Source organism: Pseudonocardia xinjiangensis, from assembly GCF_012911925.1.
Taxonomy (GTDB): Bacteria; Actinomycetota; Actinomycetes; order Mycobacteriales; family Pseudonocardiaceae; genus Pseudonocardia; species Pseudonocardia xinjiangensis.
Genome location: NZ_JAAXKY010000103.1, coordinates 1 through 19,460 on the forward strand (window position 1 = coordinate 1; position 19,460 = coordinate 19,460).

Sequence of the window (19,460 nt, forward strand, 5' to 3'; positions counted from 1 at the left end):
GCCTCGATGCGCCACAGCTGGGCCCGCGTGCAGGTGGGGCAGATCCAGGTGATGGATCCGTCGCGTTCGTGCTGGCTGCTCCAGGCGACGCCGGTGGCATCGGTGGGTGTTCGCAGGCGGGCGCAGAGCGGGCAGTGACGATTCTCGATGCGGCGAGGCTCCATGCCCCACGATTCTGGCGGACCCAGTTTGCCGGGCCGTGAACCCGGCGCAACGGATGCGGTGCGTGGAGGTCCGACTACCGGGTGTCCGTCAGAGTGAGCCCAGAAACCGGTCGATCCGCACCAGCGCCTCCTCCAGCAGGGGCAACGCCGTGGCGTAGGAGCAGCGCACGTGTCCCTCGCCGGACGGGCCGAACACGCTCCCGGGCACCACCGCCACCCGTTCGGTGCGCAGCAGCTGTTCGGCGAAGGTCTCCGAGTCGAGGCCGGACCGGCGGATCGAGGGGAACGCGTAGAACGCGCCACCGGGCTCGGGACAGTCGAGGCCGATCTCGCGCAGACCCTTCACGAACACCCGGCGACGGCGGTCGTAGTCGGCGACCATCGACTGCACGGCGTCGTCCGGGCCGGACAGGGCCTCCACCGCCGCGAGCTGTGAGACGTGCGGCGCGCACAGCATCGTGTACTGGTGCACGCGCACGCAGAGCTCGGCGACGGGCCGCGGCGCGCAGATCCAGCCGACCCGCCAGCCCGTCATGGCGTGGGCCTTCGAGAACCCCCCGAGCAGCACCGTGCGCTCGCGGGCGCCGGGCAGCGTGCCGAGGCAGGTGTGGCCGCCGCTGTAGGTCAGCCGGTCGTAGATCTCGTCGGAGACCAGGTAGAGGTCGTGCTGCTCGGCGAGCCGGACCAGTGCCTCCAGCGCGGCGCGGGGCTGTACGGCGCCGGTCGGGTTGGCGGGCGAGCCGATGAGGATCGCCTTGGTGCGCGGGGTGATCGCTGCCGCGACGACCTCGGCGTCGACCGCGAAGCCGTCCTCCCAGCGGGTCGGCACCCGCACCGGGACGCCGCCGGCGAACGCGACGCACGGCTCGTACGCCACGTAGCAGGGCTCGGGCACGATCACCTCGTCGCCCGGGTTGAGCAGCACCCGCAGCGCGAGGTCGAGGCCCTCGGAGACCCCCGTGGTGATCAGGCACTCGCCGTCCGGCACGTAGTCGGCGCCGTACCGGGAGGCCAGATCGGCGCAGATGAGCTCCCTCAGCTGCAGCAGGCCCGCGTTGGACGTGTAGGTGGTGAACCCGTTCTCCAGGGCGTAGATCCCCGCCTCCCGCACGCGCCACGGCGTCACGAAGTCGGGCTCGCCGACACCGAGGGAGATCACGTCGTCCATCTCGGCGGCGATGTCGAAGAACCGCCGGATGCCCGACGGCGGGCAGGCCGCGATGACGCCGTTGAGCTCCTTCATCAGGGCGTCACCGGTAGCCGATGGTCCTGCTCCGGCAGGGTGAACGCGTCGCCGTCGCGCTTGTAGGTCTTGAGCACGAAGTGGGTGGCCGTGGCCTGCACGCGGTCGATCGTCGAGAGCTTCTGCGAGACGAAGTCCGAGACTGCGCGGATGGTGCGCCCGGTCACCGTGCAGCGCAGGTCGTGGCTGCCGGACACGAGGTGGACGCTGCGGACCTCGTCGAACCGGGCGATCCGCGCGGCCACGTCGTCGAACCCCACGCCACGGGCAGGTGCCAGCGACACGTCGATGAACGCGGTGACCGTCTCGCTCGTCGGGTCGTCGTCGACGGCGTCCCAGTCGACCACCGCCTTGTAGCGGCGGATCGCGCCCGACGCCTCCCAGGTGGCGATCGCCTCGCTCACCTCGGCGACCGGCAGGCCGGTCATGGTCGCGATGGTGTCGTGGGAGAGCTGGGCGTCGCGCTCCAGCAGTTCGAGGATCTGACGCACGGCTCGACCCTACGTCGCACTGCCGCCTGCTCGCGCCACGTACCGGCCAGCCGGCCCACGGCGGTGTGCAGCAGCGGAGGCGGGTTCGAGGCGAAGCAGAGGCGCGCGGCGCCGTCCAGCCGCCGGGTGACCGCGAAGGCCTCGCCCGGCACGAACCCCACGCCGCCCCGCAGAGCGTGCGGGAGCAGCTCGGCCGGCCGGGTGCCGTCGGTGAACTCCAGCCAGCAGAACATGCCGCCCGTGGGGACGGAGCAGGTGACGGCGTCCCCGAACGCCGCCCGGACGGCGCCGGTGAGCGCGCCCGCCCGCTCGCGCAGCGCGATGCGCAGCATGCCCAGGTGCCCGTCGAACCAGTGCGTGTCGGCCAGTAGCTCCGCCGCGACGGCGTGGGTGAGCGTGGAGCCGCAGAGGTCGCTGCACTGCTTGAGCCGCTCGACCGCGGCCAGCAGTGCTGCCGGGCCGGTCAGCCAGCCGACCCGCAGCGCGGGCGCGAGGACCTTCGACACGCTCCCCAGCCGGACGACGCGCTCGCCGTGGGCGGCCACCGGGACCGGGGGCGGACCGTCGAAGGCGAGCAGGCCGTAGGGGTCGTCCTCCACCACGAGGAAGCCGTACCGGTCGGCGAGCGCGGCCAGCCGGGCGCGGCGGTCCCCGCTGAGCGTCACCCCGCGCGGGTTGTGGAAGCTGCTGACGGTGTGGACGAGCCGGGGGCGCAGGCCAGTGGCCAGCAGCCCGGCGAGCGCGTCGACGTCCATCCCGCCGTCGTCGACGGGCACTGCGTGCAGCGTCGCGCCTGCGGCCTGGAACACCTGGAGCGCGCCGACGTACACCGGGTCCTCGACGACCACCGCGTCGCCGGGGTCGAGCGTCGTGCGCGCGACGAGGTCGAGGGCCTGCTGCGAGCCGGTGGTCACCACGATCTCGGTGGGGATGAGAGCCCTCCCGAGCCGCGCGCCCTCCGTGCCCGCGAGAACCTCCCGCAGCCGCCGCAGCCCGACGGTCTCGCCGTACTGCAGGGTCGCGGGATCGCCTGCCGCGGTCGCGAGCGCGGCGGCGATCCGCTCCCGGGGGAGCAGGTCGGTGCCGGGCAGGCCGCCGGCGAGCGAGATGACGTCGTCGCGCGCGGTGAGCGCGAGAAGGTCGCGGATGGCCGAGCCGCGCACGTCGCGCAGCCGGGCGGAGAGGTGGACGGTCACGGAGATCTCGCCTTCTGGCGTGGACACGGGGACGGATGTGGTCGTCCCTGGATCAGCAGGGCGAGACGGGCGGCAGGCCCCGGTTGCGGGCCCGGCCCTCCGACAGCGTGCCCGGCCTTCCTGCGATCCGGAACCCGGTTCCCAGTCAATGGGAGGGGTCGGACGATCGTGACCAACCCGCCGGGATACGGTCAGGCGCATGCTGCTGTGGATCAACGGCCCGTTCGGCGGCGGCAAGACCCAGACGGCGTACGAGCTGCGCCGACGGCTGCCCGGCAGCATCGTGTGCGACCCCGAGCACATCGGTTTCGGGTTGCACCGCACGATGCCGCCCGCGCTCCGCGGCGACTTCCAGGATCTCTCCGCCTGGCGCCACGGCGTGCGCGAGGTGCTGGGCATCGTGCTCCGCAAGCACGACGGCCCGGTCATCGCGCCGATGACCCTCGTGCACCCGCTCTACTTCGCCGAGGTCGTCGGCCGGCTGCGCGAGGACGGCCATGAGGTGCGCCATTTCGCGTTGCTCGCCGAGCGCGGCACCGTGCTGAGGCGGCTGCGGGAGCGGGGGCTCGGCCGCGGGCTGAAGCGGGAGAGCTTCGCCGTCCGCCGGCTCGACGACTGCCTGGAGCGGCTCCGGGAGCCGGAGTTCGCCGAGCACATCCACACCGACCAGCTGCCGATCGCGCAGGTCGCCGAGCACATCGCGGGCTCCGCGGGGCTGCCGATCGCCCCGAACACCGACAGCCCGCTGCGCGGCCGGCTCCGGCGGTACGCGACGGGACTGCGGCACGTCCGCTTCGACTGATACCGACGGGCGCGCCGGCGTCAGTGGTCGAGCCGCTCGCGGAGGTCGGCGAGGGTGTCGAGAGTGGTCTCGGGGGGCGCGGCGACCTGCAGCACGAGATGCCCGACCCCCAGCTCGGCCACCCGGCGGGCGTCCTGCGCCCACTGCTCGACCGTGCCGCGGAACAGCGGACGGCCCTCGCCGGCGTCCTGGTCGGGCACGGCGTCACCGCGCAGCACGACCGGCAACGCGGCGGGGTCCCGGCCTGCCTCGGCCGCCGCGGCGCGGAAGACGGCGAGGTCGGCAGCCAGCTCGTCGAGATCGGTGCGGTAGGGATGCAGCCCGTCGGCGAGCCGCGCTGCCCGCCGGATCCCGGCCGCGGTGCTGTAGCCGAGCAGGACGGGGATCGCCGCGCGGCCGAACGGTTTCGGCCCGACGTCCGAGGGCGCCACCGGGTGGGCGCCGCCGGGGACCTCGACGGGGTCGGGGCCCCAGACGGCACGCAGTGCCGCGAGATGCTCCTCGACGCGACGTCCGGTGCTGCCCGCGGGTGCGCCTGCCGCAGCGAACTCCTCGCGCATCCACCCGGGGGCCAGCCCGGCGACCACCCGCCCGCGGGAGAGCTGGTCGACGGTGGCGAGGCGGCGGGCGAGCAGCACCGGCGGCTGCAGCAGCGCCAGCACCGCGCTGGTGCCCAGCCGGACGCGGCGGGTGAGCGCGGCGAGGTGGGCGAGGACGTCGATGGGGTCGAGGACGCACGCGTAGCCCTCGGCCGGCAGCTCGACCGGCACGGGCACGCCGGGCATCGTGACGGCGCCGCGCGGGCGCAGCCAGCGGTCCATCACCCAGACCGAGTGCAGACCGGCCGCCTCCGCGCCCGTCGCCAGCCGCACGAGGTCCTCCGCGACCACCGCGGCGCCGGCGTTGGGCAGTGCGACTCCGAGTTCCATGCCGTGACGTTCCATGCCCTGACGACGAACGGCGCTCGCGGGGATCGACACCGGTCAGCGGCGGGTGAGGGCGTCGAGGTCGACGGTGACGCGATGGCCGGCGACGTCGAGATCGGCCGTGCCGGTGTGCTCGCCGGACAGCTCGTAGTCGCCGTCGACCAGTACATGTGCGGTGAGGCTGGTGGGACTGCCGAGGTCGATGATCCAGTACTGCGGGATGCCGGCGTCGGCGTACTCGGAGGACTTCAGCACCCGGTCGACGCGGCGGGTGCCGTCGGACAGCACCTCGGCGGCGAGCAGTACGTCGGCGGCCGGAAGCCGCGGCGGGTTGTGCTCCACGATATGGCTCCGGGTGACGCTGACGTCGGGCACACGCACCGTCGGCGGACTGGCGGAAGCCACCACCTCGACCTCCGTCAGGGCGGTGAGCTCCGGCGGCAGTTGCTCGTCGACGCGATACCCCAGCCGCATGACCGCTCGCTGGTGCCACGACAGCCGCATCGGTGACATCACGACAAGACCCTCCGCGAGCTCGAGCCGCACGCCCTCGGTCTCCGGCAGCGCGTCCCACTCTTCGAGCGTGAGGAAATGGTTCGGCCACGAGAGAGTCATCGCCTTCTCCTTCCGACGACGGCATGGTCGCACGCTGCACCGACATCCCCGGGCGGTTCGGTGGTTCCCACGCCGCAGTGGCACGCTGATGGCGATGAGCACCGAGGCAGACGGGCTGTTCGAGCTGGACGAACCGGAGCCGGCCGCTGCGGGCGGGTCCCCGGCCGAGCCGGCTCGCGCCACGGCGCCGCTCGCGGTCCGGATGCGTCCGCGCACACTCGACGAGGTGGTCGGGCAGGCCCACCTGCTGCGGCCCGGTGCCCCGCTCCGGCGCCTCGTGGAAGGCGGAGCGGCTGCCTCCGTGCTGCTCTACGGCCCGCCCGGCACCGGCAAGACCACCATCGCGCGGCTGCTGGCCGGCGTGGGCAGCCGGCATTTCGTCGCGCTCTCGGCGCTCTCGTCGGGGGTCAAGGAGCTGCGCGCGGTGATCGACGACGCCCGCAGGCGCCGCGACCGGCTCGACCAGCAGACGGTCCTGTTCATCGACGAGGTGCACCGTTTCTCCAAGACCCAGCAGGACGCGCTGCTCGGTGCCGTGGAGGACCGGCTGGTGCTGCTCGTGGCCGCCACCACGGAGAACCCGTCGTTCTCGGTGGTGTCCCCGCTGCTCTCGCGCTCGCTGGTGCTGCAGCTGCAGTCGCTCACCGACGACGACGTGCGGTCGCTGCTGCGCCGCGCCGTGGCCGACCCGCGCGGGCTCGGCGCCGCCGTCGAGTTGACGTCCGACGCGGAGAACGCGCTGGTGCGGCTCGCGTCCGGCGACGCCCGCCGCGCCCTCACGGCGCTCGAGGCGGCGGCCGACGGGGTCGCCGGCACCGGCGCCACCCAGATCGACGTGCCCGCCGTCGAGCGGGCGGTCACCGAGGCCACGGTCCGCTACGACCGCCAGGGCGACCAGCACTACGACGTGATCAGCGCGTTCATCAAGTCGATCCGCGGCTCCGACCCCGACGCGGCACTCCACTACCTCGCCCGGATGCTGGTGGCGGGGGAGGACCCACGGTTCATCGCGCGGCGGCTGATGGTGCACGCGAGCGAGGACGTCGGGCTCGCCGACCCCACGGCACTGCCGGCGGCCGTGGCCGCGGCGCAGGTGGTGGCGCTCGTCGGGCTCCCGGAGTGCCGGCTCGCGCTGGCCCAGGTCACCGTGCACCTGGCAACCGCGCCGAAGTCCAACGCCGTGATCACGGGTATCGACGAGGCGATGGCCGACGTCCGGGGCGGGGCCACCGGCGCCGTCCCGGCGCACCTGCGCGACGGCCACTACGCCGGGGCGCAGAAGCTCGGCAACGCCGTGGGCTACCGCTACCCGCACGGCACGCCCGAGGGGGTGCTGGAGCAGCAGTACCCGCCCGACGCGCTGGTCGGGCGCGACTACTACCGCCCCACGGGCCGGGGCGGCGAGCGGGTGCTGGCCGAGCGCCTCCCGAAGCTGCGCCGGGCCGTCCGCGGGGAGGGCTGACCCCTACGACCGGCGGCGGGCCGGGGACCAGGCCGGGTCGCGGCCGAGCAGGGTGAGGGTGCGGTCCCAGGCGCCCGTCGCTCCGCTCGTCAGCGCGGGGGCGAACGGTGACCCGGGCTGCTCGCGGAAGGCACCGGTCGGCACGCTTTCGGCCACCGTGAGGCCGGCGGCGACGAGGTCGTCGTCGTAGTCGGGGGCGAGCCCGAGCGAGGCGGCGACGTCCCAGCCGTGCACGATCGTGTCGATCAGGTGGAAGCCGGCGACCTGCTCCAGCGGGAACCGGTTGCGGAACTCCGGTAGCCACACGGTGCCGGCCGGGTCGGCAGCGGCCTCGGCGAAGGCACCCGTGACCGTGGCCAGCGCCGCAGCGGCGGCCACGGCGGGCTCGGCCCCCAGCGGGCGTGGAGCGAACGCCGCGACGTCGACGTCGGCCCCGTTCCCGGCGCGCACGGCCGCGGCGAACCCGTGGTCCTGGCCGGTCATGTGCTCCAGCAGGGCCCCCAGGTCCCAGCCGGTGCAGGGAGTGGGAACGCCGAGGTCGACCGGCCGGACCCGGGCGAGAACCGGTGTGACGGCGGCAGCGGCTCGGCGATGCAGGTCGATGATCTCCATCGGGAGACTATCTACCGAGGTAGACGATCGGTCAAGCGCTATCGTCGCGCGACATGGAGCAGCGCCACGACCTCGGGGCCGCGTTCGCCCGCCTGACGCGGGTGATGATCGAGGCCGAGACGCCGGTGCTGCGTGCTCACGGCGTCGAGATGTGGGACTACGCGGTGCTCGGCGCTCTCGAGGAGGGGGCGGCGCCGACGCAGTCGGAGCTCGCCGCCGCCGTCGGGCGGGACAAGACGCGGCTCATCCCGATCCTCGACCGGCTGGAGGCGCGGGGGCTGCTGGGGCGTACCCCGGACCCGGCCGACCGGCGCAACCGCGTCGTCGCGCTCACCGAGGAGGGGCGTGCGGTGGTGCGGTCCTGCCGGGCGGGGATCCGCGAGGTGGAGGCCGAGATGCTCGCCGCCGTCGATCCCGGGGAGCGCGCCGTGTTCGTCTCCGTCCTCGAGCGCCTGGCCGACGCTGCTCGCTAGGGAGCGGTCGGACGGCCCTTTGACCCCCACTAACTTCTGTCGTAAAACATATCTGCAGCAACATCACGACGACGTGCGGAGCCGCCATGTCCCCGAACCCTGCCGCCCCCGTCCACCTGAGGGCGGCGGGGGTGAGCGTCGTCCTCGCCACGGACGGGCGCCTGCCCGCGGTGCTGCACTGGGGGCCCGACCTCGGTGAGCTGGACGCCTCCGACCTGTCGGCGATCGCCACCGCCGCGGTCCCCGGCACCGTGCCCAACGATCTCGACGAGGGGGCGCGCGTCGGCATCCTGCCCGAGCAGGCGAGCGGGTGGCTCGGCCGCCCGGGGCTTGCGGGGCACCGCGCCGGGGGCGCCTGGTCGCCGCTCTTCGCCCTCGTCGCGTTCGACGCCGAGCCCGCTCCGGAGGGTGGTGGGCGGGTTCGGGCGGTCGGCCGCGACGACGGGGCGGGTCTTGAGGTCCGGCTCGACATCGAGCTGCTGGCCTCGGGCCTGCTTCGCCAGCGGGCCATGGTGGTGGTGGCGGAGGGAGCGGCAGCGGAGCCGTTCGTCGTCGACGGCCTCGCCGTCGCGCTCCCGGTGCCGCCGGTGGCCACCGAGCTGTTCGACCTCGCCGGACGCTGGGGCCGGGAGCGGGCCCCGCAGCGCGCGCCGTTCGTCGTCGGGGTGCACGCGCGGGAGAACCGGCGCGGCCGCACCGGACCGGACGCCCCGTTGATCCTCGCGGCGGGCACCGCGGGCTTCGGCTTCCGCGACGGCGAGGTGTGGGCGGTGCACGTCGCCTGGAGCGGCAACCACGTGTCCTACGCCGAGCGGCTGTCCACCGGGGCCGCGGTACTCGGCGGCGGTGAGCTGCTGCTGCCCGGCGAGATCGCGCTCGTGCCCGGCGAGCGGTACGCCGGCCCGTGGGTCTACGCCGCGTACGGCCGGGGGCTCGACGGCGTCGCGGCCCGCTTCCACACGCACCTGCGCTCCCGGCCGCAGCATCCGCGCACCCCCCGCCCGGTCGTGCTCAACACCTGGGAGGCCGTCTACTTCGACCACGATCTCGACCGGCTCATCGAGCTCGCCCGGGCCGGGGCCGACGTCGGCGCCGAGCGCTACGTGCTCGACGACGGCTGGTTCCGCCGCCGCCGCGACGACAAGGCAGGCCTGGGCGACTGGTACGTCGACGAGGACGTCTGGCCGCGGGGCCTGCACCCGCTGGTGGACGAGGTGCGGCGACTGGGAATGCAGTTCGGGTTGTGGGTCGAGCCGGAGATGGTCAACCCCGACTCCGACCTCGCCCGTGCCCACCCGGACTGGATCCTCGCGACCGGTGGGCGCCAACCGCTGCTCTCCCGGTCGCAGCAGGTGCTCGACCTCGCGCGCCCCGAGGTGTCCGCCTACCTCCTGGAGCGGCTCGACGCGCTGCTCGCCGAGTACCCGATCGCCTACCTCAAGTGGGACCACAACCGCGACCTGCTCGACGCCGGCCACGGGCCGCTGGGCACGCCCGGCGTCCACGCCCAGACCGCAGCGGTGTACCGGCTGATCGACGAGCTGCGCGCCCGGCACCCGGACGTCGAGATCGAGTCCTGCTCGTCGGGGGGCCTGCGCATCGACCTGGAGATCCTGGAGCGCACCGACCGGGTCTGGGGCAGCGACAACATCGACCCGCTCGAACGCCAGCAGATCCAGCGCTACACCGGCCAGCTGCTGCCCCCCGAGCTCGTCGGGTCGCACGTCGGGTCGCCGCGCTCGCACTCCACGGCCCGCACGCACGACCTGTCGTTCCGGGCCGGGACGGCGCTGTTCGGCTCGTTCGGCATCGAGTGGGACATCACCGGCGCGAGCCCGGAGGAGCGTAAGGAGCTGGCCGCGTGGGTGCAGCTCTACAAGGACGTCCGCGAACTGCTGCACACCGGCACGCTGGTGCGCGCCGACCAGCACGACCCGTCCTTCGCCCTGCACGGTGTGGTGGCGCCCGACCGGAGCTCCGCCCTGTTCTCGCTGGTCCAGCTGGCCACGCCGCTGACCTCCGTGCCGGGCGCCCTGCGTCTGCCCGGCCTCGACCCCGACCGGCGCTACCGCGTGCGGCCACAGCCGCCGGGCGACGCGCCCGTGTTGCGGCAGCGGCGGCCTCCCGGGTGGCTCGCCGAGGGGGTGGAGCTGCCCGGCCGGGTGCTCGGCGAGGTTGGCCTGCGGGCTCCGGCGCTCAACCCGGAGCAGCTGCTGGTGCTGCGCGCGGAGGCGGTGGACGCCCGGTGAGCGCCGGCCTCAGGCAGGCGCGGCGGGCCCCAGCACGTGCGCCTGCACGGCCACGGCGGCCGCCCCGCGCGCCCACTCGGTGAACGGGAACGGCCGCACGTCCACCCGGACCGGTGGTCCCATCGGGTCCTGGCTCTCCTGCAGCGCGGCGTCCAGCTCGCCCCGGGCGATCTCGACCGCGCCGATGCCGTCGCCGGTGAGGATCACGAGCTCGGGGTCGACGAGATCGGCGATGCCGGCGACGAGCAGGCCGAGAGCCCGGCCGGCGTCCGTGACGGCGCGCCGGGCCGCCGGCTGCCCGGCCCGGGCGAGCTCCAGCACCTCGTCGTAGGTCACGGGACGGCCCAGTGCCTGGCCGACGGCGGCCGTGATCGCCCCCGACGCCAGGACGGCCGTGGCGCATCCGCGGTGCCCCTCGGCGCAGATCGCCCAGCCCGGCAGCGACCGGTGCCCGATGGACCCGCCCGCCCCGTGCGCGCCCTCGACCAGCCGGTCGTGGACGACGATCCCGCAGCCCACTCCGACGCCGATCGTCACGACGGCGAGCGAGTGCAGCCCCCGGCCCGCGCCGAACCAGTGCTCGGCCACGGTGAGCGCCCGCACGTCGTTCTCCACGACGGTGGGCAGGCCGGTCGCCGCCAGCAGCCGCTGCGCCAGCGGCACCGTGTCCTGCCAGCCGAGGAAAGGCGCACTCGTGACGTCACGGCGCTCCGCCACCCGCCCGCCGATGCCGATGCCGAGCCCGGCCATCTCGCCGTGCTCCTCGCGCAAGCGGGCGACGACGCCGGCCACCGCGTCCACCACGGTCGCAGGCGCGCGCCCGGGCAGCGGCGTCTCGTGCTCGGCGACGACGGCGGCGCGCAGGTCGGTGACCACGGCGAACAGCGCGTCACCGGTGATCTTGACGCCGATGAACCGGCGGGAGGAGGGCCGCACGTCCAACGGGAGCGAGGGGCGCCCGGTGCGGGCGTGGACGTCGCTGGTGCCCTCGACCAGCAGCCCGGAGTCGACCAGCGGGCGGGCGAGCCGCGTGAGCGAGCCCGGGGAGAGCCCGAGCCGGCGGGCCAGCTCGGCGCGGGGGAGCGGGCCGTGGCGCAGCACCTCCACCGCGACGCGCTGCTGGCTGCCGTCGAGCGAGGTCCAGTCGCCGGCGACCCCGGTTTCTTCCGCCGCGGAACTCACGCGCGGACACTACCGCCCGTGCCCCTCGTCAGGGCCTCGATGACACCACCGGGTCTCGTACGCCGAGCAGCAGGTCGGCGAGCCGGTCGAGCTGGTCGCGCTGCCCGTCGAGGCCGGGCGCGGCGATGCGCAGGACGATGTGGCGGGCGCCGGCCTCGACGAACCGGCTGAGCCCTGCGGCCACGTGCTCGGGCGATCCCGCCACGATCGTCGGATCCGTTCGATCACGTCGAGGGGAAGCCCGTAGTTCTCCCGGCAGAACTCGTCGACGGCGCGCAGCCCCGACGGCACGTCGGGCGCCAGCAGCACCGTGGCGAACAGCGCCGGGGTGATCGCGTCCCGCTGCCGTCCCGCTGCCAGTGCCGCGGTGCTGATGTCGGCGAGACCGGCGGCGTAGGTCGCCGGTTGCGGCGGGTAGGGCAGCCAGCCGTCGTAGTGGCGCCCGGTCCGGGCCAGCGCGGCGGGGGTGGCCCCGGCGAGCCAGATGGGCGGGCCACCGCTGCGGTACGGGCGGGTGCTCACCGGGATGTCGGAGAGGCGCAGCACGTCGCCGGTGAAGGAGGAGGTCGGTCCCTCGGCGGCCCACAGCTGCCGCCCGAGCGCCACCGTGTCGTCGAGCCGGGCGAACCGGCGCGGCCACGGCACCTCGGACGCCGCGTACTCCGGCTCGGAGCGCCCGGGGAAGCCCGCCCCGACACCGAGCACCAGGCGACCGCCCGCCAGGAGGTCCAGCGAGGCGATCTCCTTCGCGGCCTGCACCGGCCGCCGGAACGCGGGCAGCAACGCCGCGGTGCCGAGAGTCACCCGCTCGGTCACCGCCGCGACCGCGGCGAGCACCGTCAACGGGTCGATGTGGGCGCCGAGGAGCGTGTCGTTGGCCCAGACCGAGTCGTAGCCCGCCCGCTCCGCCCGGACCGCCAGGTCCACCAGTCTCCGCGGGTCCGCACCCGCCCACTGCTCCGCCTTGAGCGGGAGCAACACACCCATCCGAACGAGATCCATGCCGCAGAGGCTCCGCCCGCCGGTGCGCAGCGACAATTCCCCGAGGGGAATGGCCGGACGGCGCGACGGCGCGCTAGGAACACTCCGTGGACTTCCCGGCCGCGCTCCGCGAGCGCCGCACCCGGCTGCGGGTCAGCCAGCTCGACCTGGCCCTGCGCGCCGGGACGACCCAGCGGCACGTCAGCTTCATGGAGAGCGGCCGGTCGACGCCCGGCCGCGGGATGGTCGTGCGGCTCGCGGAGTCGCTGGACCTGCCCCTGCGCGACCGCAACGCGCTGCTGCTCGCGGCCGGCTTCGCGCCCGCCTACCCCGAGACCGGCCTCGACGAGCCGCGCCTCGCCCCGGTGCGCGAGGCCCTGCGTTCCGTGCTCGAGGGCCACCGGCCCTACCCGGCGATCGTCGTGGACCGCCACGGCGATCTGGTCGCGGCGAACGCGCCGTTCGGGCTGCTCACCGAAAGGGTCTCCGCAGACCTGCTGGCACCGCCCGCCAACGCCTATCGCGTTGCCCTGCACCCTGAGGGGCTCGCCCCCCGGATCGTCAACCTCGCCGAGTGGGCCCGGCACGTCCTCGAGCGGCTGGACCAGGCGCTGGAACGCGGCCCGGACGATCGGCTGGCCGCCCTGCGCGCCGAGCTCGGGTCGTACGTGCCACCCGCTGCCGTCGGCCCGGACCACCTGGGCTTCGCCGTGCCGCTGCGGCTGCGGTCCGGACGGGGCGAGCTGCGGTTGATCACCACCGTGACGACCTCCGCGACCGCCGTGGACGTCACGCTCGCGGAGCTGAAGCTCGAGGCGTTCCTGCCCGCTGACGCGGCCACCGCCCAGGCACTGACCGAGGCGGCGGCCTGCTGAGCGGCGCGGCGGACCGGACCTGCCGGACAGCCGCCTCAGACGGCGTCGCGCACGATCGGGCAGCTCATGCAGCGCGGCCCGCCGCGCCCACGGCCCAGCTCGCCGCCGGGGATGTCGAGCACCTCGATGCCGTGGCGGCGCAGGAACCGGTTGGTCGTGACGTTGCGCTCGTAGGTCACCACCACCCCCGGGGCCACGGCGAGCGCGTTGCACCCGTCGTCCCACTGCTCGCGGGCGGCGGCGTGCACGTCCTGCTCGGGGGTCAGCACCCGGACCGACGCCAGCCCGAGCGCGGCGGCTATGGCCTCGTGCATCTCCTCGGCCGGATGGTCGGTGAGGTCGAGCTCCTTCTCCGAGTCACCGGGCCGCACCGTGTACGCGGGCAGCCTGCCCAGCCCCGAGTACTCCACGAACGTCTCCGGGTCGACCATCGTCATCACGGTGTCGAGGTGCATGAACGCGCGCTGCTTCGGCATCCGCAGCGCGACGATCCGGTCGACCTGACCGCCGGCGAACAGGCGCTTGGCCAGCCGCTCGACGCCCGCCGGGGTGGTCCGCTCCGAGATCCCGATCAGCAGCGCCCCGCCGCCGAGCACGTGCATGTCCCCGCCCTCGGTGGTGGCCGGCCCGTTCACGGAGCCGTCCGACCAGATCGCGTAGTCGGAGCGGGTGAACAGCGGATGCCACCGGTACACGGCCTCGTAGTGCACGGTCTCGCGCATGCGGGCCTTCTTGCGCATGCTGTTGATCGACACGCCGCCGTGGATCCAGGCCGAGGTGTCGCGGGTGTAGAGGTGGTTGGGCAGCGGCTCGAGCACGAAGTCGTCGGGATCGAGCACGTGGAAGGCGATCGAACGGGGCTCCTCGATCCGGTCCAGCACCTCGCGCTTGGTGATCCCGCCGATCAGGTGGTCGGTGAGGGCGTCGACGTCCATCGCGTCGAAGCAGTTGCGCAGCGCATCGATCGCGAGCGGCCCGTACACCCGGTCGTCGAAGATCCGGTCGAGGATGTACTTGCGCGCTTCCGGGATCTCCACCGTGGTGCGCAGCAGCTCCCCGAACAGGTGCACCGTGATGTCGCGCTCGCGCAGCAGGGCCGCGAACCGGTCGTGCTCCTCCTGCGCCCTGGCCACCCACAGCACGTCGTCGAACAGCAGGCGGTCCTTGTTGCCGGGAGTCAGTCGCTTCAGCTCCAGGCCGGGACGGTGCAGGATCACCTGGTGCAGGCGCCCGACCTCGGAATCCACGCGGTACATGCGTTCATCCTGCACCGCGCGTCGCCGCCGTCGTGACGACGAGCCGCGCGCAACGAATCGCCGCGCCGGGTGGCTCGCGCGCAGGAATCCGCCGCTGACGGGCAACGCATCGCGATTGTCCGCCACTGCGGCCGTTCCTAGCCTGGTGAACGTCCCGGTCCCGTCGCCGCGGCCACCCTGCCACTTCGTGGAGCGAGCCCGTGACCAGCGTCCTGACCCGGCCCATCGGTTCCACCGGGCGCACCGCGTCCCACCGGCACTACCTCATGTGCCCGCCGGTGCACTTCGCCGTCGAGTACGCGATCAACCCGTGGATGCACCCCGGCGTCCCCGTCGACCGAGGGCTGGCACTGGCCCAGTGGGACGCCCTGCGCCGGACCTACCTCGGCCTCGGCCACCGGGTCGACCTGCTCGAACCCGTACCGGGGCTGCCCGACATGGTCTACGCGGCCAACGGCGCCACCGTCGTCGGCGGGGTCGTGCTCGGCGCCCGGTTCCGGCACGGCGAGCGCGCCGCGGAGGCCGTCGCGCACCGGGAGTGGTTCCACGCGGCCGGGTTCCCGCGCGTCGTCGAGCCGCAGTTCGTGAACGAGGGGGAGGGCGACCTGCTCGTGGTCGACCCGGGCCCAGGCGGCGTGGTGCTGGCCGGCACGGGCTTCCGCACCGATCCGCGCGCCCATGCGGAGGCGGCCGCCGTGCTCGGCAGGCCGGTGGTGTCGCTGGAGCTGGTGGATCCGCGCTACTACCACCTCGACACGGCGGTCGCCGTGCTCGACGCGGCGACGATCGCCTGGCTGCCCGAGGCGTTCACGCCCGCGTCGCAGGCAGTGCTGCGCGAGCGGTTCCCCGATGCGCTCGTCGCCGACATGGGTGACGCCGCGGTGCTCGGCCTCAACGCCGTCAGCGACGGGCGCCACGTCGTCCTGCCCACCCCCGCCACCCGGCTCGCCGCGGCCATCGCCGAGCGCGGCTTCACACCCCTCCCGGTGGACATGTCCGAGCTGCTCAAGGGAGGCGGTGGACCCAAGTGCTGCACGCTGGAGGTACGCGCATGACGACCATCGGGACCGGCCGGGCGACCGCGCACCACGAGCGCCTCGTGGACGGGTACTCGGCGCACAACTACCACCCCCTGCCGGTGGTGGTCGCCGAGGCGGCCGGGGCGTGGGTCACCGACGTCGAGGGCCGCCGCTACCTGGACTGCCTGGCGGGCTACTCCGCGCTGAACTTCGGGCACGGCCATCCCGCGCTCGTCGCGGCGGCCCACCGCCAGCTCGACCGCGTGACGCTGACCAGCCGGGCCTTCGGCAACGATCAGCTCGGGCCGTTCTGCGCCGAGCTCGCCGCGCTCGTGGGCAAGCAGCAGGTCCTGCCGATGAACACGGGCGCGGAGGCGGTGGAGAGCGGGCTCAAGGTCGCGCGCAAGTGGGGCTACGAGGTGAAGGGCGTGCCCGAGGACCGGGCGCGCATCGTCGTGGCGGCCGGCGGCTTCCACGGCCGCACGATCAGCATCGTGAGCTTCTCCACCGACCCGGACGCGCGCGGCGGGTTCGGGCCGTTCACCCCGGGCTTCGACGTGGTCCCCTACGGCGACCCGCACGCGTTGCGCGCGGCGATCACGCCCGACACGGTCGCGGTGCTGATCGAGCCCGTGCAGGGCGAGGCGGGCGTCGTCGTCCCGCCAGCGGGGTACCTGGCGGCGGTCCGCGAGATCTGCGACCGGGCCGGCGTCCTGTTCGTCGCCGACGAGGTGCAGTCCGGCCTCGGCCGCACCGGCCACGTGCTCGCCACCCGGGGCGCGGGCGTCGACGCCGACGTGTACCTGCTCGGCAAGGCGCTCGGCGGCGGGATCGTGCCGCTGTCGGCCGTGGTCGCCGACGCCGCGGTGCTCGGGGTGCTGCGTCCGGGCCAGCACGGGAGCACGTTCGGCGGCAACCCGCTGGCCTGTGCCGTGGGGAGGGCCGTGATCGAGCTGCTGAGCGACACCGGTCCGCGGGGGATGCTCGCCGCGGCGGCGCGGCTGGGCGAGGTCGCGGCGGACCGGCTGGCGGCGCTCGTGGGCCACGGGGTGGTCGCCGTGCGGCGCAGCGGGCTATGGGCCGGGATCGACGTCGACCCCCGGCTGGGCAGTGGCCGGGACGTGGCGGAGCGGCTGGTCTCCCGCGGCGTCCTGGTCAAGGACACCCACGGCTCGACGATCCGGCTCTCGCCCCCGCTCGTGGTCACCGACGACGAGGTGGCACTCGCCGTGGACGCGCTGGCCGGGGTGCTCGCGGAGCTGCGCTGAACGGCTCCGGCCGTGCCGACCTCACCATCAGATCAGGTCGCGGAAGGGCCTGCCGTCGACCCCTGCGTCGGCGAGCAGCTCCGGGCGGAGCATCCCGAACATCACGGTCAGCAACATCTCGCACGTGACCGCAGGCTGCTCGTGCGGCCGGTTGATGCTCCGGATCAGCAGCATGTTGACGATCAGGCCGCCCACCTCGTGCGGGTTGGGGAACCGGCGCAGCTCGCCGCTGTCCTGCCCGTGCTCGACGAGGACCTGGATCGAGGCGGGGATGGGGGCGAGGGTGCGGGGGTCGATGTCGTCCGACGGGTCGGCAGGCCCCCCGACCCGTATCGTGTAGTCCTGGACGGCCGACCAGAACGCCGCGGTGAGCGGCCGGTAGCGGAAGGTGATCCGCGTCAGGGCTTTCACCTGGTCACGCAGGGCGTCGACCATCGGGCGCCCGGCCGCTATGTCCCGCTCGGCCTCCAGTCGGAGGGGCTGGATCAGGGGACTGTAGACATGGCCGAGCAGCGCGTGCTTGGAAGGGAAGTGGTTGTATGCGGTGGCCGCACTCACACCGGCGGCTGACGCGATGTCCTCCATCCTCGCGTTCGCCCAGCCGTGTGAAGCGAACGCCACATCGGCGGCATCCAGTAGCGCCCGGCGGGTGCGGAAGCGCTTCGTCCGTGCGGCGCGGACCCGTGGATCGTCCGGACGAGGGGAGTCGATGGAAGGCATTGATCGTAGAGTAACCAACCATTGGTCGAAGTTCTCTTGACTCCAACTTGGGTGTCACCCAAACTGCGTACTTGAAGGTAGAACGACTTCGATCACCTCGCTGGGCACGGCAGGTGACACGGGGGTAGGAGGGGCGGGGCCGGACGTCGGCGCGGCTGTCGGGGGACAGCAGGTATCTGCCGCAATGTTCGGTTCCTCCTGAGAACGACCGCCATACGCCCCGACGGTGGGCCGGCGGTACACGCGTCACACCGGTGGAGGTCGCCGGTGCAGGGAGGGGACCCTAGCGATGTACAGGCCTGTAGAGCGCAAAGACGCTGTAAACACAGGTAGAGCCCGATGAGCGCCCTTGCGGTGGCCATCGACGTGACCGGGCTGTCCGGTGTCGTTCCGACCCAGCGCGGCCCGATCGACGCGGGCCGGGTGCCCGACGGGCCCGGCGTCGGGCGACCGGAGTCCGGCGGGGTGGGCGGGCCGGAGGGCGGCTCCCCACAGGAGGAGATGACCGAGCCGGCGCTGCTGGACGCGCTGGTGGCCGACGCCGTCGCCGGGGAACCGCGGGCACGCGACCGGCTGCTCGGCGCGATCCATCCACTCGTGCTGCGGTACTGCCGCGGGCGTCTCGGCCGTCAGGAGACGGTCATCGGGTCGGCCGACGACATCGCGCAGGAGGTGTGCCTGGCTGTCGTCAACGCGCTTCCCGGCTACACGATCCGGGGCCTGTCGTTCCGGGCGTTCGTGTACGGCATCGCGGCCCACAAGGTGACCGACGCGTTCCGCGCCATCAGTCGCAACCGGGCGGAGCCGATGGCCGACCTGCCCGACAGTCCGGTCGTGTACGACGGGCCGGAGCACCACCTGCTCGCCAGTGAGCTCACCGAGCGGCTCGGCAGCCTGCTGTGCCATCTCACCCCGCGTCAGCGCGAGGTGCTGGTGCTGCGCATCGCGGTCGGGATGAGTGCCGAGGAGACGGCGCAGGCCGTCGGCTCCACACCCGGCGCCGTCCGCGTCACCCAGCATCGCGCGCTCAACCGGCTGCGCCGGATCCTGGCCGGTCTCTTCGTCGGGGAGGTGGACGAACCGGACGAGCGGTGACCCCCTGACGCACCAGCCCTCCGGATCCCGGCGAACCGCCGGGGGGTAGCCTGTCGGCGATCAACTTCCGGTCGGGTGGGTATGGAGGAGGCGTCGTCGTGTCGGCTGGCCAGATCGCGGCACTGATCGCCGCCGGGGCCTTCGTGGTGCTCGTGCTGCTGCTGGCCGTGCCGCTGCTGAAGCTGTCCCGCACGCTCGACGAGGCCACCATCGCGATCCGCAAGGCCCACGAGGGCAGCGCACCGCTGCTGGACAACGCGCAGACCACCCTGCACCAGGTCAACACGCAGCTGGAGCGGGTCGACGGCATCACGTCCAGCGCCCGTGCGGTCACCAGCAACGTCTCCGTGCTCACGTCGCTGTTCACCGCCACCCTGGGTGGCCCGCTCGTGCGCGCCGCCGCGTTCTCCTACGGCCTGAACAAGGCCGTCAAGGCGCGGCGGGCCGGGCGTGACGCCGGTGCCCACTCGATGCGCACCCGCCCCGGACGGCGGAAGGGCCGGCGGTGAGAAGGCTGTTCTGGCTGGGCCTCGGGCTCGCCGCGGGGGCGTACGCCACCCGGCGGGCCACCGCCGCGGCGCACAACCTCACCCCGGCAGGCGTCGGGGCCAACATCGCCGACGGCCTGCGCGAGGTGGGGGCGGGCCTCGGCGCCTTCGGGGCCGAGGTGCGTGCGGGGATGATCGACCGGGAGCGGGAGCTCACCGCGCTCGTCGAACGTCGCACCGGTGGTGGGCTGCCGACCCTCGGCGACGCGTTCGCCGACCCGCAGCCCGTCGTGCGCCAGGGGGCACGAGCGCGCGGGGCAGGGGAGTAGCGGCGCACCAGCGC

General features: G+C 74.0%; 20 protein-coding genes. 10 read left to right on the forward strand and 10 right to left on the reverse strand.

The features are described from left to right. Nucleotides 1-252: 252 nt before the first annotated feature. Genes HF577_RS25720 through HF577_RS25730 form a run of 3 tightly spaced genes read right to left on the reverse strand, consistent with a single transcriptional unit; the run spans nt 253 to nt 3,121 of the window. Nucleotides 253-1,407, reverse strand: a complete 1,155-nt coding sequence (locus HF577_RS25720; protein ID WP_169398527.1) for an aminotransferase class I/II-fold pyridoxal phosphate-dependent enzyme — start codon at nt 1,405-1,407, stop codon at nt 253-255. Further along, entirely contained in the window at nt 1,407-1,898 is a 492-nt protein-coding gene (locus HF577_RS25725) for an Lrp/AsnC family transcriptional regulator (protein WP_169398528.1), read from the reverse strand. The genes HF577_RS25720 and HF577_RS25725 overlap by 1 nt, the downstream gene beginning before the upstream one ends. Further along, the gene (locus HF577_RS25730; protein WP_312859385.1) at nt 1,832-3,121 is read right to left on the reverse strand and encodes an aminotransferase-like domain-containing protein; all 1,290 of its coding nucleotides are present in this window, start codon (nt 3,119-3,121) and stop codon (nt 1,832-1,834) included. The genes HF577_RS25725 and HF577_RS25730 overlap by 67 nt, the downstream gene beginning before the upstream one ends. A gap of 172 nt (nt 3,122-3,293) precedes the next feature. Between HF577_RS25730 and HF577_RS25735 the strand changes: the two genes are divergently transcribed. Beyond that, a complete protein-coding gene (locus HF577_RS25735) occupies nt 3,294-3,896 on the forward strand; it encodes an AAA family ATPase (protein ID WP_169398530.1) in 603 nt (200 codons plus the stop codon). 20 nt (nt 3,897-3,916) lie between these two features. On the opposite strand, the gene HF577_RS25740 is transcribed toward HF577_RS25735, so the two are convergent. Together HF577_RS25740 and HF577_RS25745 are read right to left on the reverse strand one after the other, a co-directional pair. Next, complete coding sequence (locus HF577_RS25740; protein WP_169398531.1) at nt 3,917-4,825, reverse strand: TIGR03619 family F420-dependent LLM class oxidoreductase; 909 nt, start codon at nt 4,823-4,825, stop codon at nt 3,917-3,919. 54 nt (nt 4,826-4,879) lie between these two features. Beyond that, nucleotides 4,880-5,437, reverse strand: coding sequence for a Uma2 family endonuclease (locus HF577_RS25745; protein WP_169398532.1), 558 nt, complete (start codon nt 5,435-5,437; stop codon nt 4,880-4,882). Nucleotides 5,438-5,531: 94 nt separating this feature from the next. Between HF577_RS25745 and HF577_RS25750 the strand changes: the two genes are divergently transcribed. Further along, nucleotides 5,532-6,899, forward strand: a complete 1,368-nt coding sequence (locus tag HF577_RS25750) for a replication-associated recombination protein A (RefSeq protein WP_169398533.1) — start codon at nt 5,532-5,534, stop codon at nt 6,897-6,899. 3 nt (nt 6,900-6,902) lie between these two features. Here HF577_RS25750 and HF577_RS25755 read toward each other — a convergent pair whose 3' ends face one another. Beyond that, the gene (locus tag HF577_RS25755) at nt 6,903-7,511 is read right to left on the reverse strand and encodes a TIGR03086 family metal-binding protein (RefSeq protein WP_169398534.1); all 609 of its coding nucleotides are present in this window, start codon (nt 7,509-7,511) and stop codon (nt 6,903-6,905) included. 53 nt (nt 7,512-7,564) lie between these two features. Between HF577_RS25755 and HF577_RS25760 the strand changes: the two genes are divergently transcribed. Together HF577_RS25760 and HF577_RS25765 are read left to right on the forward strand one after the other, a co-directional pair. Continuing rightward, nucleotides 7,565-7,984 (forward strand): MarR family winged helix-turn-helix transcriptional regulator, encoded by a 420-nt coding sequence (locus HF577_RS25760; protein ID WP_169398535.1) that lies wholly within the window; start codon nt 7,565-7,567, stop codon nt 7,982-7,984. A gap of 86 nt (nt 7,985-8,070) precedes the next feature. Beyond that, nucleotides 8,071-10,233 (forward strand): alpha-galactosidase, encoded by a 2,163-nt coding sequence (locus HF577_RS25765; RefSeq protein ID WP_169398536.1) that lies wholly within the window; start codon nt 8,071-8,073, stop codon nt 10,231-10,233. Between the two features lie 9 nt (nt 10,234-10,242). Here the strand turns inward: HF577_RS25765 and HF577_RS25770 are convergent, their stop codons facing one another. Both HF577_RS25770 and HF577_RS25775 read right to left on the reverse strand, forming a co-directional pair. Further along, on the reverse strand, nt 10,243-11,415 hold the full coding sequence (locus HF577_RS25770) for an ROK family transcriptional regulator (RefSeq protein WP_169398537.1): 1,173 nt from the start codon (nt 11,413-11,415) through the stop codon (nt 10,243-10,245). Between the two features lie 9 nt (nt 11,416-11,424). Then, nucleotides 11,425-12,417, reverse strand: coding sequence for an LLM class flavin-dependent oxidoreductase (locus HF577_RS25775; protein WP_246267249.1), 993 nt, complete (start codon nt 12,415-12,417; stop codon nt 11,425-11,427). Between the two features lie 86 nt (nt 12,418-12,503). On the opposite strand from HF577_RS25775, the gene HF577_RS25780 reads away from it, so the two are divergent. Further along, nucleotides 12,504-13,271 (forward strand): helix-turn-helix transcriptional regulator, encoded by a 768-nt coding sequence (locus HF577_RS25780; RefSeq protein WP_169398538.1) that lies wholly within the window; start codon nt 12,504-12,506, stop codon nt 13,269-13,271. Nucleotides 13,272-13,306: 35 nt separating this feature from the next. Here the strand turns inward: HF577_RS25780 and HF577_RS25785 are convergent, their stop codons facing one another. Further along, nucleotides 13,307-14,527, reverse strand: a complete 1,221-nt coding sequence (locus tag HF577_RS25785; RefSeq protein ID WP_169398539.1) for an arginine deiminase — start codon at nt 14,525-14,527, stop codon at nt 13,307-13,309. A gap of 200 nt (nt 14,528-14,727) precedes the next feature. Here HF577_RS25785 and ddaH point away from each other — a divergent pair, with 200 nt between their 5' ends. Next, nucleotides 14,728-15,582 carry a dimethylargininase gene (ddaH, locus tag HF577_RS25790; protein ID WP_344015740.1) on the forward strand — a complete coding sequence of 285 codons (855 nt, stop codon included), beginning with the start codon at nt 14,728-14,730 and terminating at the stop codon, nt 15,580-15,582. Continuing rightward, nucleotides 15,579-16,814 (forward strand): ornithine--oxo-acid transaminase, encoded by a 1,236-nt coding sequence (gene rocD, locus HF577_RS25795; RefSeq protein ID WP_169398540.1) that lies wholly within the window; start codon nt 15,579-15,581, stop codon nt 16,812-16,814. Before ddaH ends, rocD begins: the two co-directional genes overlap by 4 nt. Before the next feature lie 27 nt (nt 16,815-16,841). On the opposite strand, the gene HF577_RS25800 is transcribed toward rocD, so the two are convergent. Then, entirely contained in the window at nt 16,842-17,534 is a 693-nt protein-coding gene (locus HF577_RS25800; RefSeq protein WP_169398541.1) for a TetR/AcrR family transcriptional regulator, read from the reverse strand. 501 nt (nt 17,535-18,035) lie between these two features. Here HF577_RS25800 and shbA point away from each other — a divergent pair. The 3 genes from shbA (at nt 18,036) to HF577_RS25815 (ending at nt 19,446) form a co-directional block, all read left to right on the forward strand. Continuing rightward, the gene (gene shbA / locus HF577_RS25805) at nt 18,036-18,629 is read left to right on the forward strand and encodes an RNA polymerase sigma factor ShbA (protein WP_169398551.1); all 594 of its coding nucleotides are present in this window, start codon (nt 18,036-18,038) and stop codon (nt 18,627-18,629) included. A gap of 98 nt (nt 18,630-18,727) precedes the next feature. Next, a complete protein-coding gene (locus HF577_RS25810) occupies nt 18,728-19,138 on the forward strand; it encodes a DUF948 domain-containing protein (protein WP_169398542.1) in 411 nt (136 codons plus the stop codon). Next, on the forward strand, nt 19,135-19,446 hold the full coding sequence (locus HF577_RS25815; RefSeq protein ID WP_169398543.1) for a hypothetical protein: 312 nt from the start codon (nt 19,135-19,137) through the stop codon (nt 19,444-19,446). Before HF577_RS25810 ends, HF577_RS25815 begins: the two co-directional genes overlap by 4 nt. The last annotated feature ends 14 nt before the right edge of the window (nt 19,447-19,460 follow it).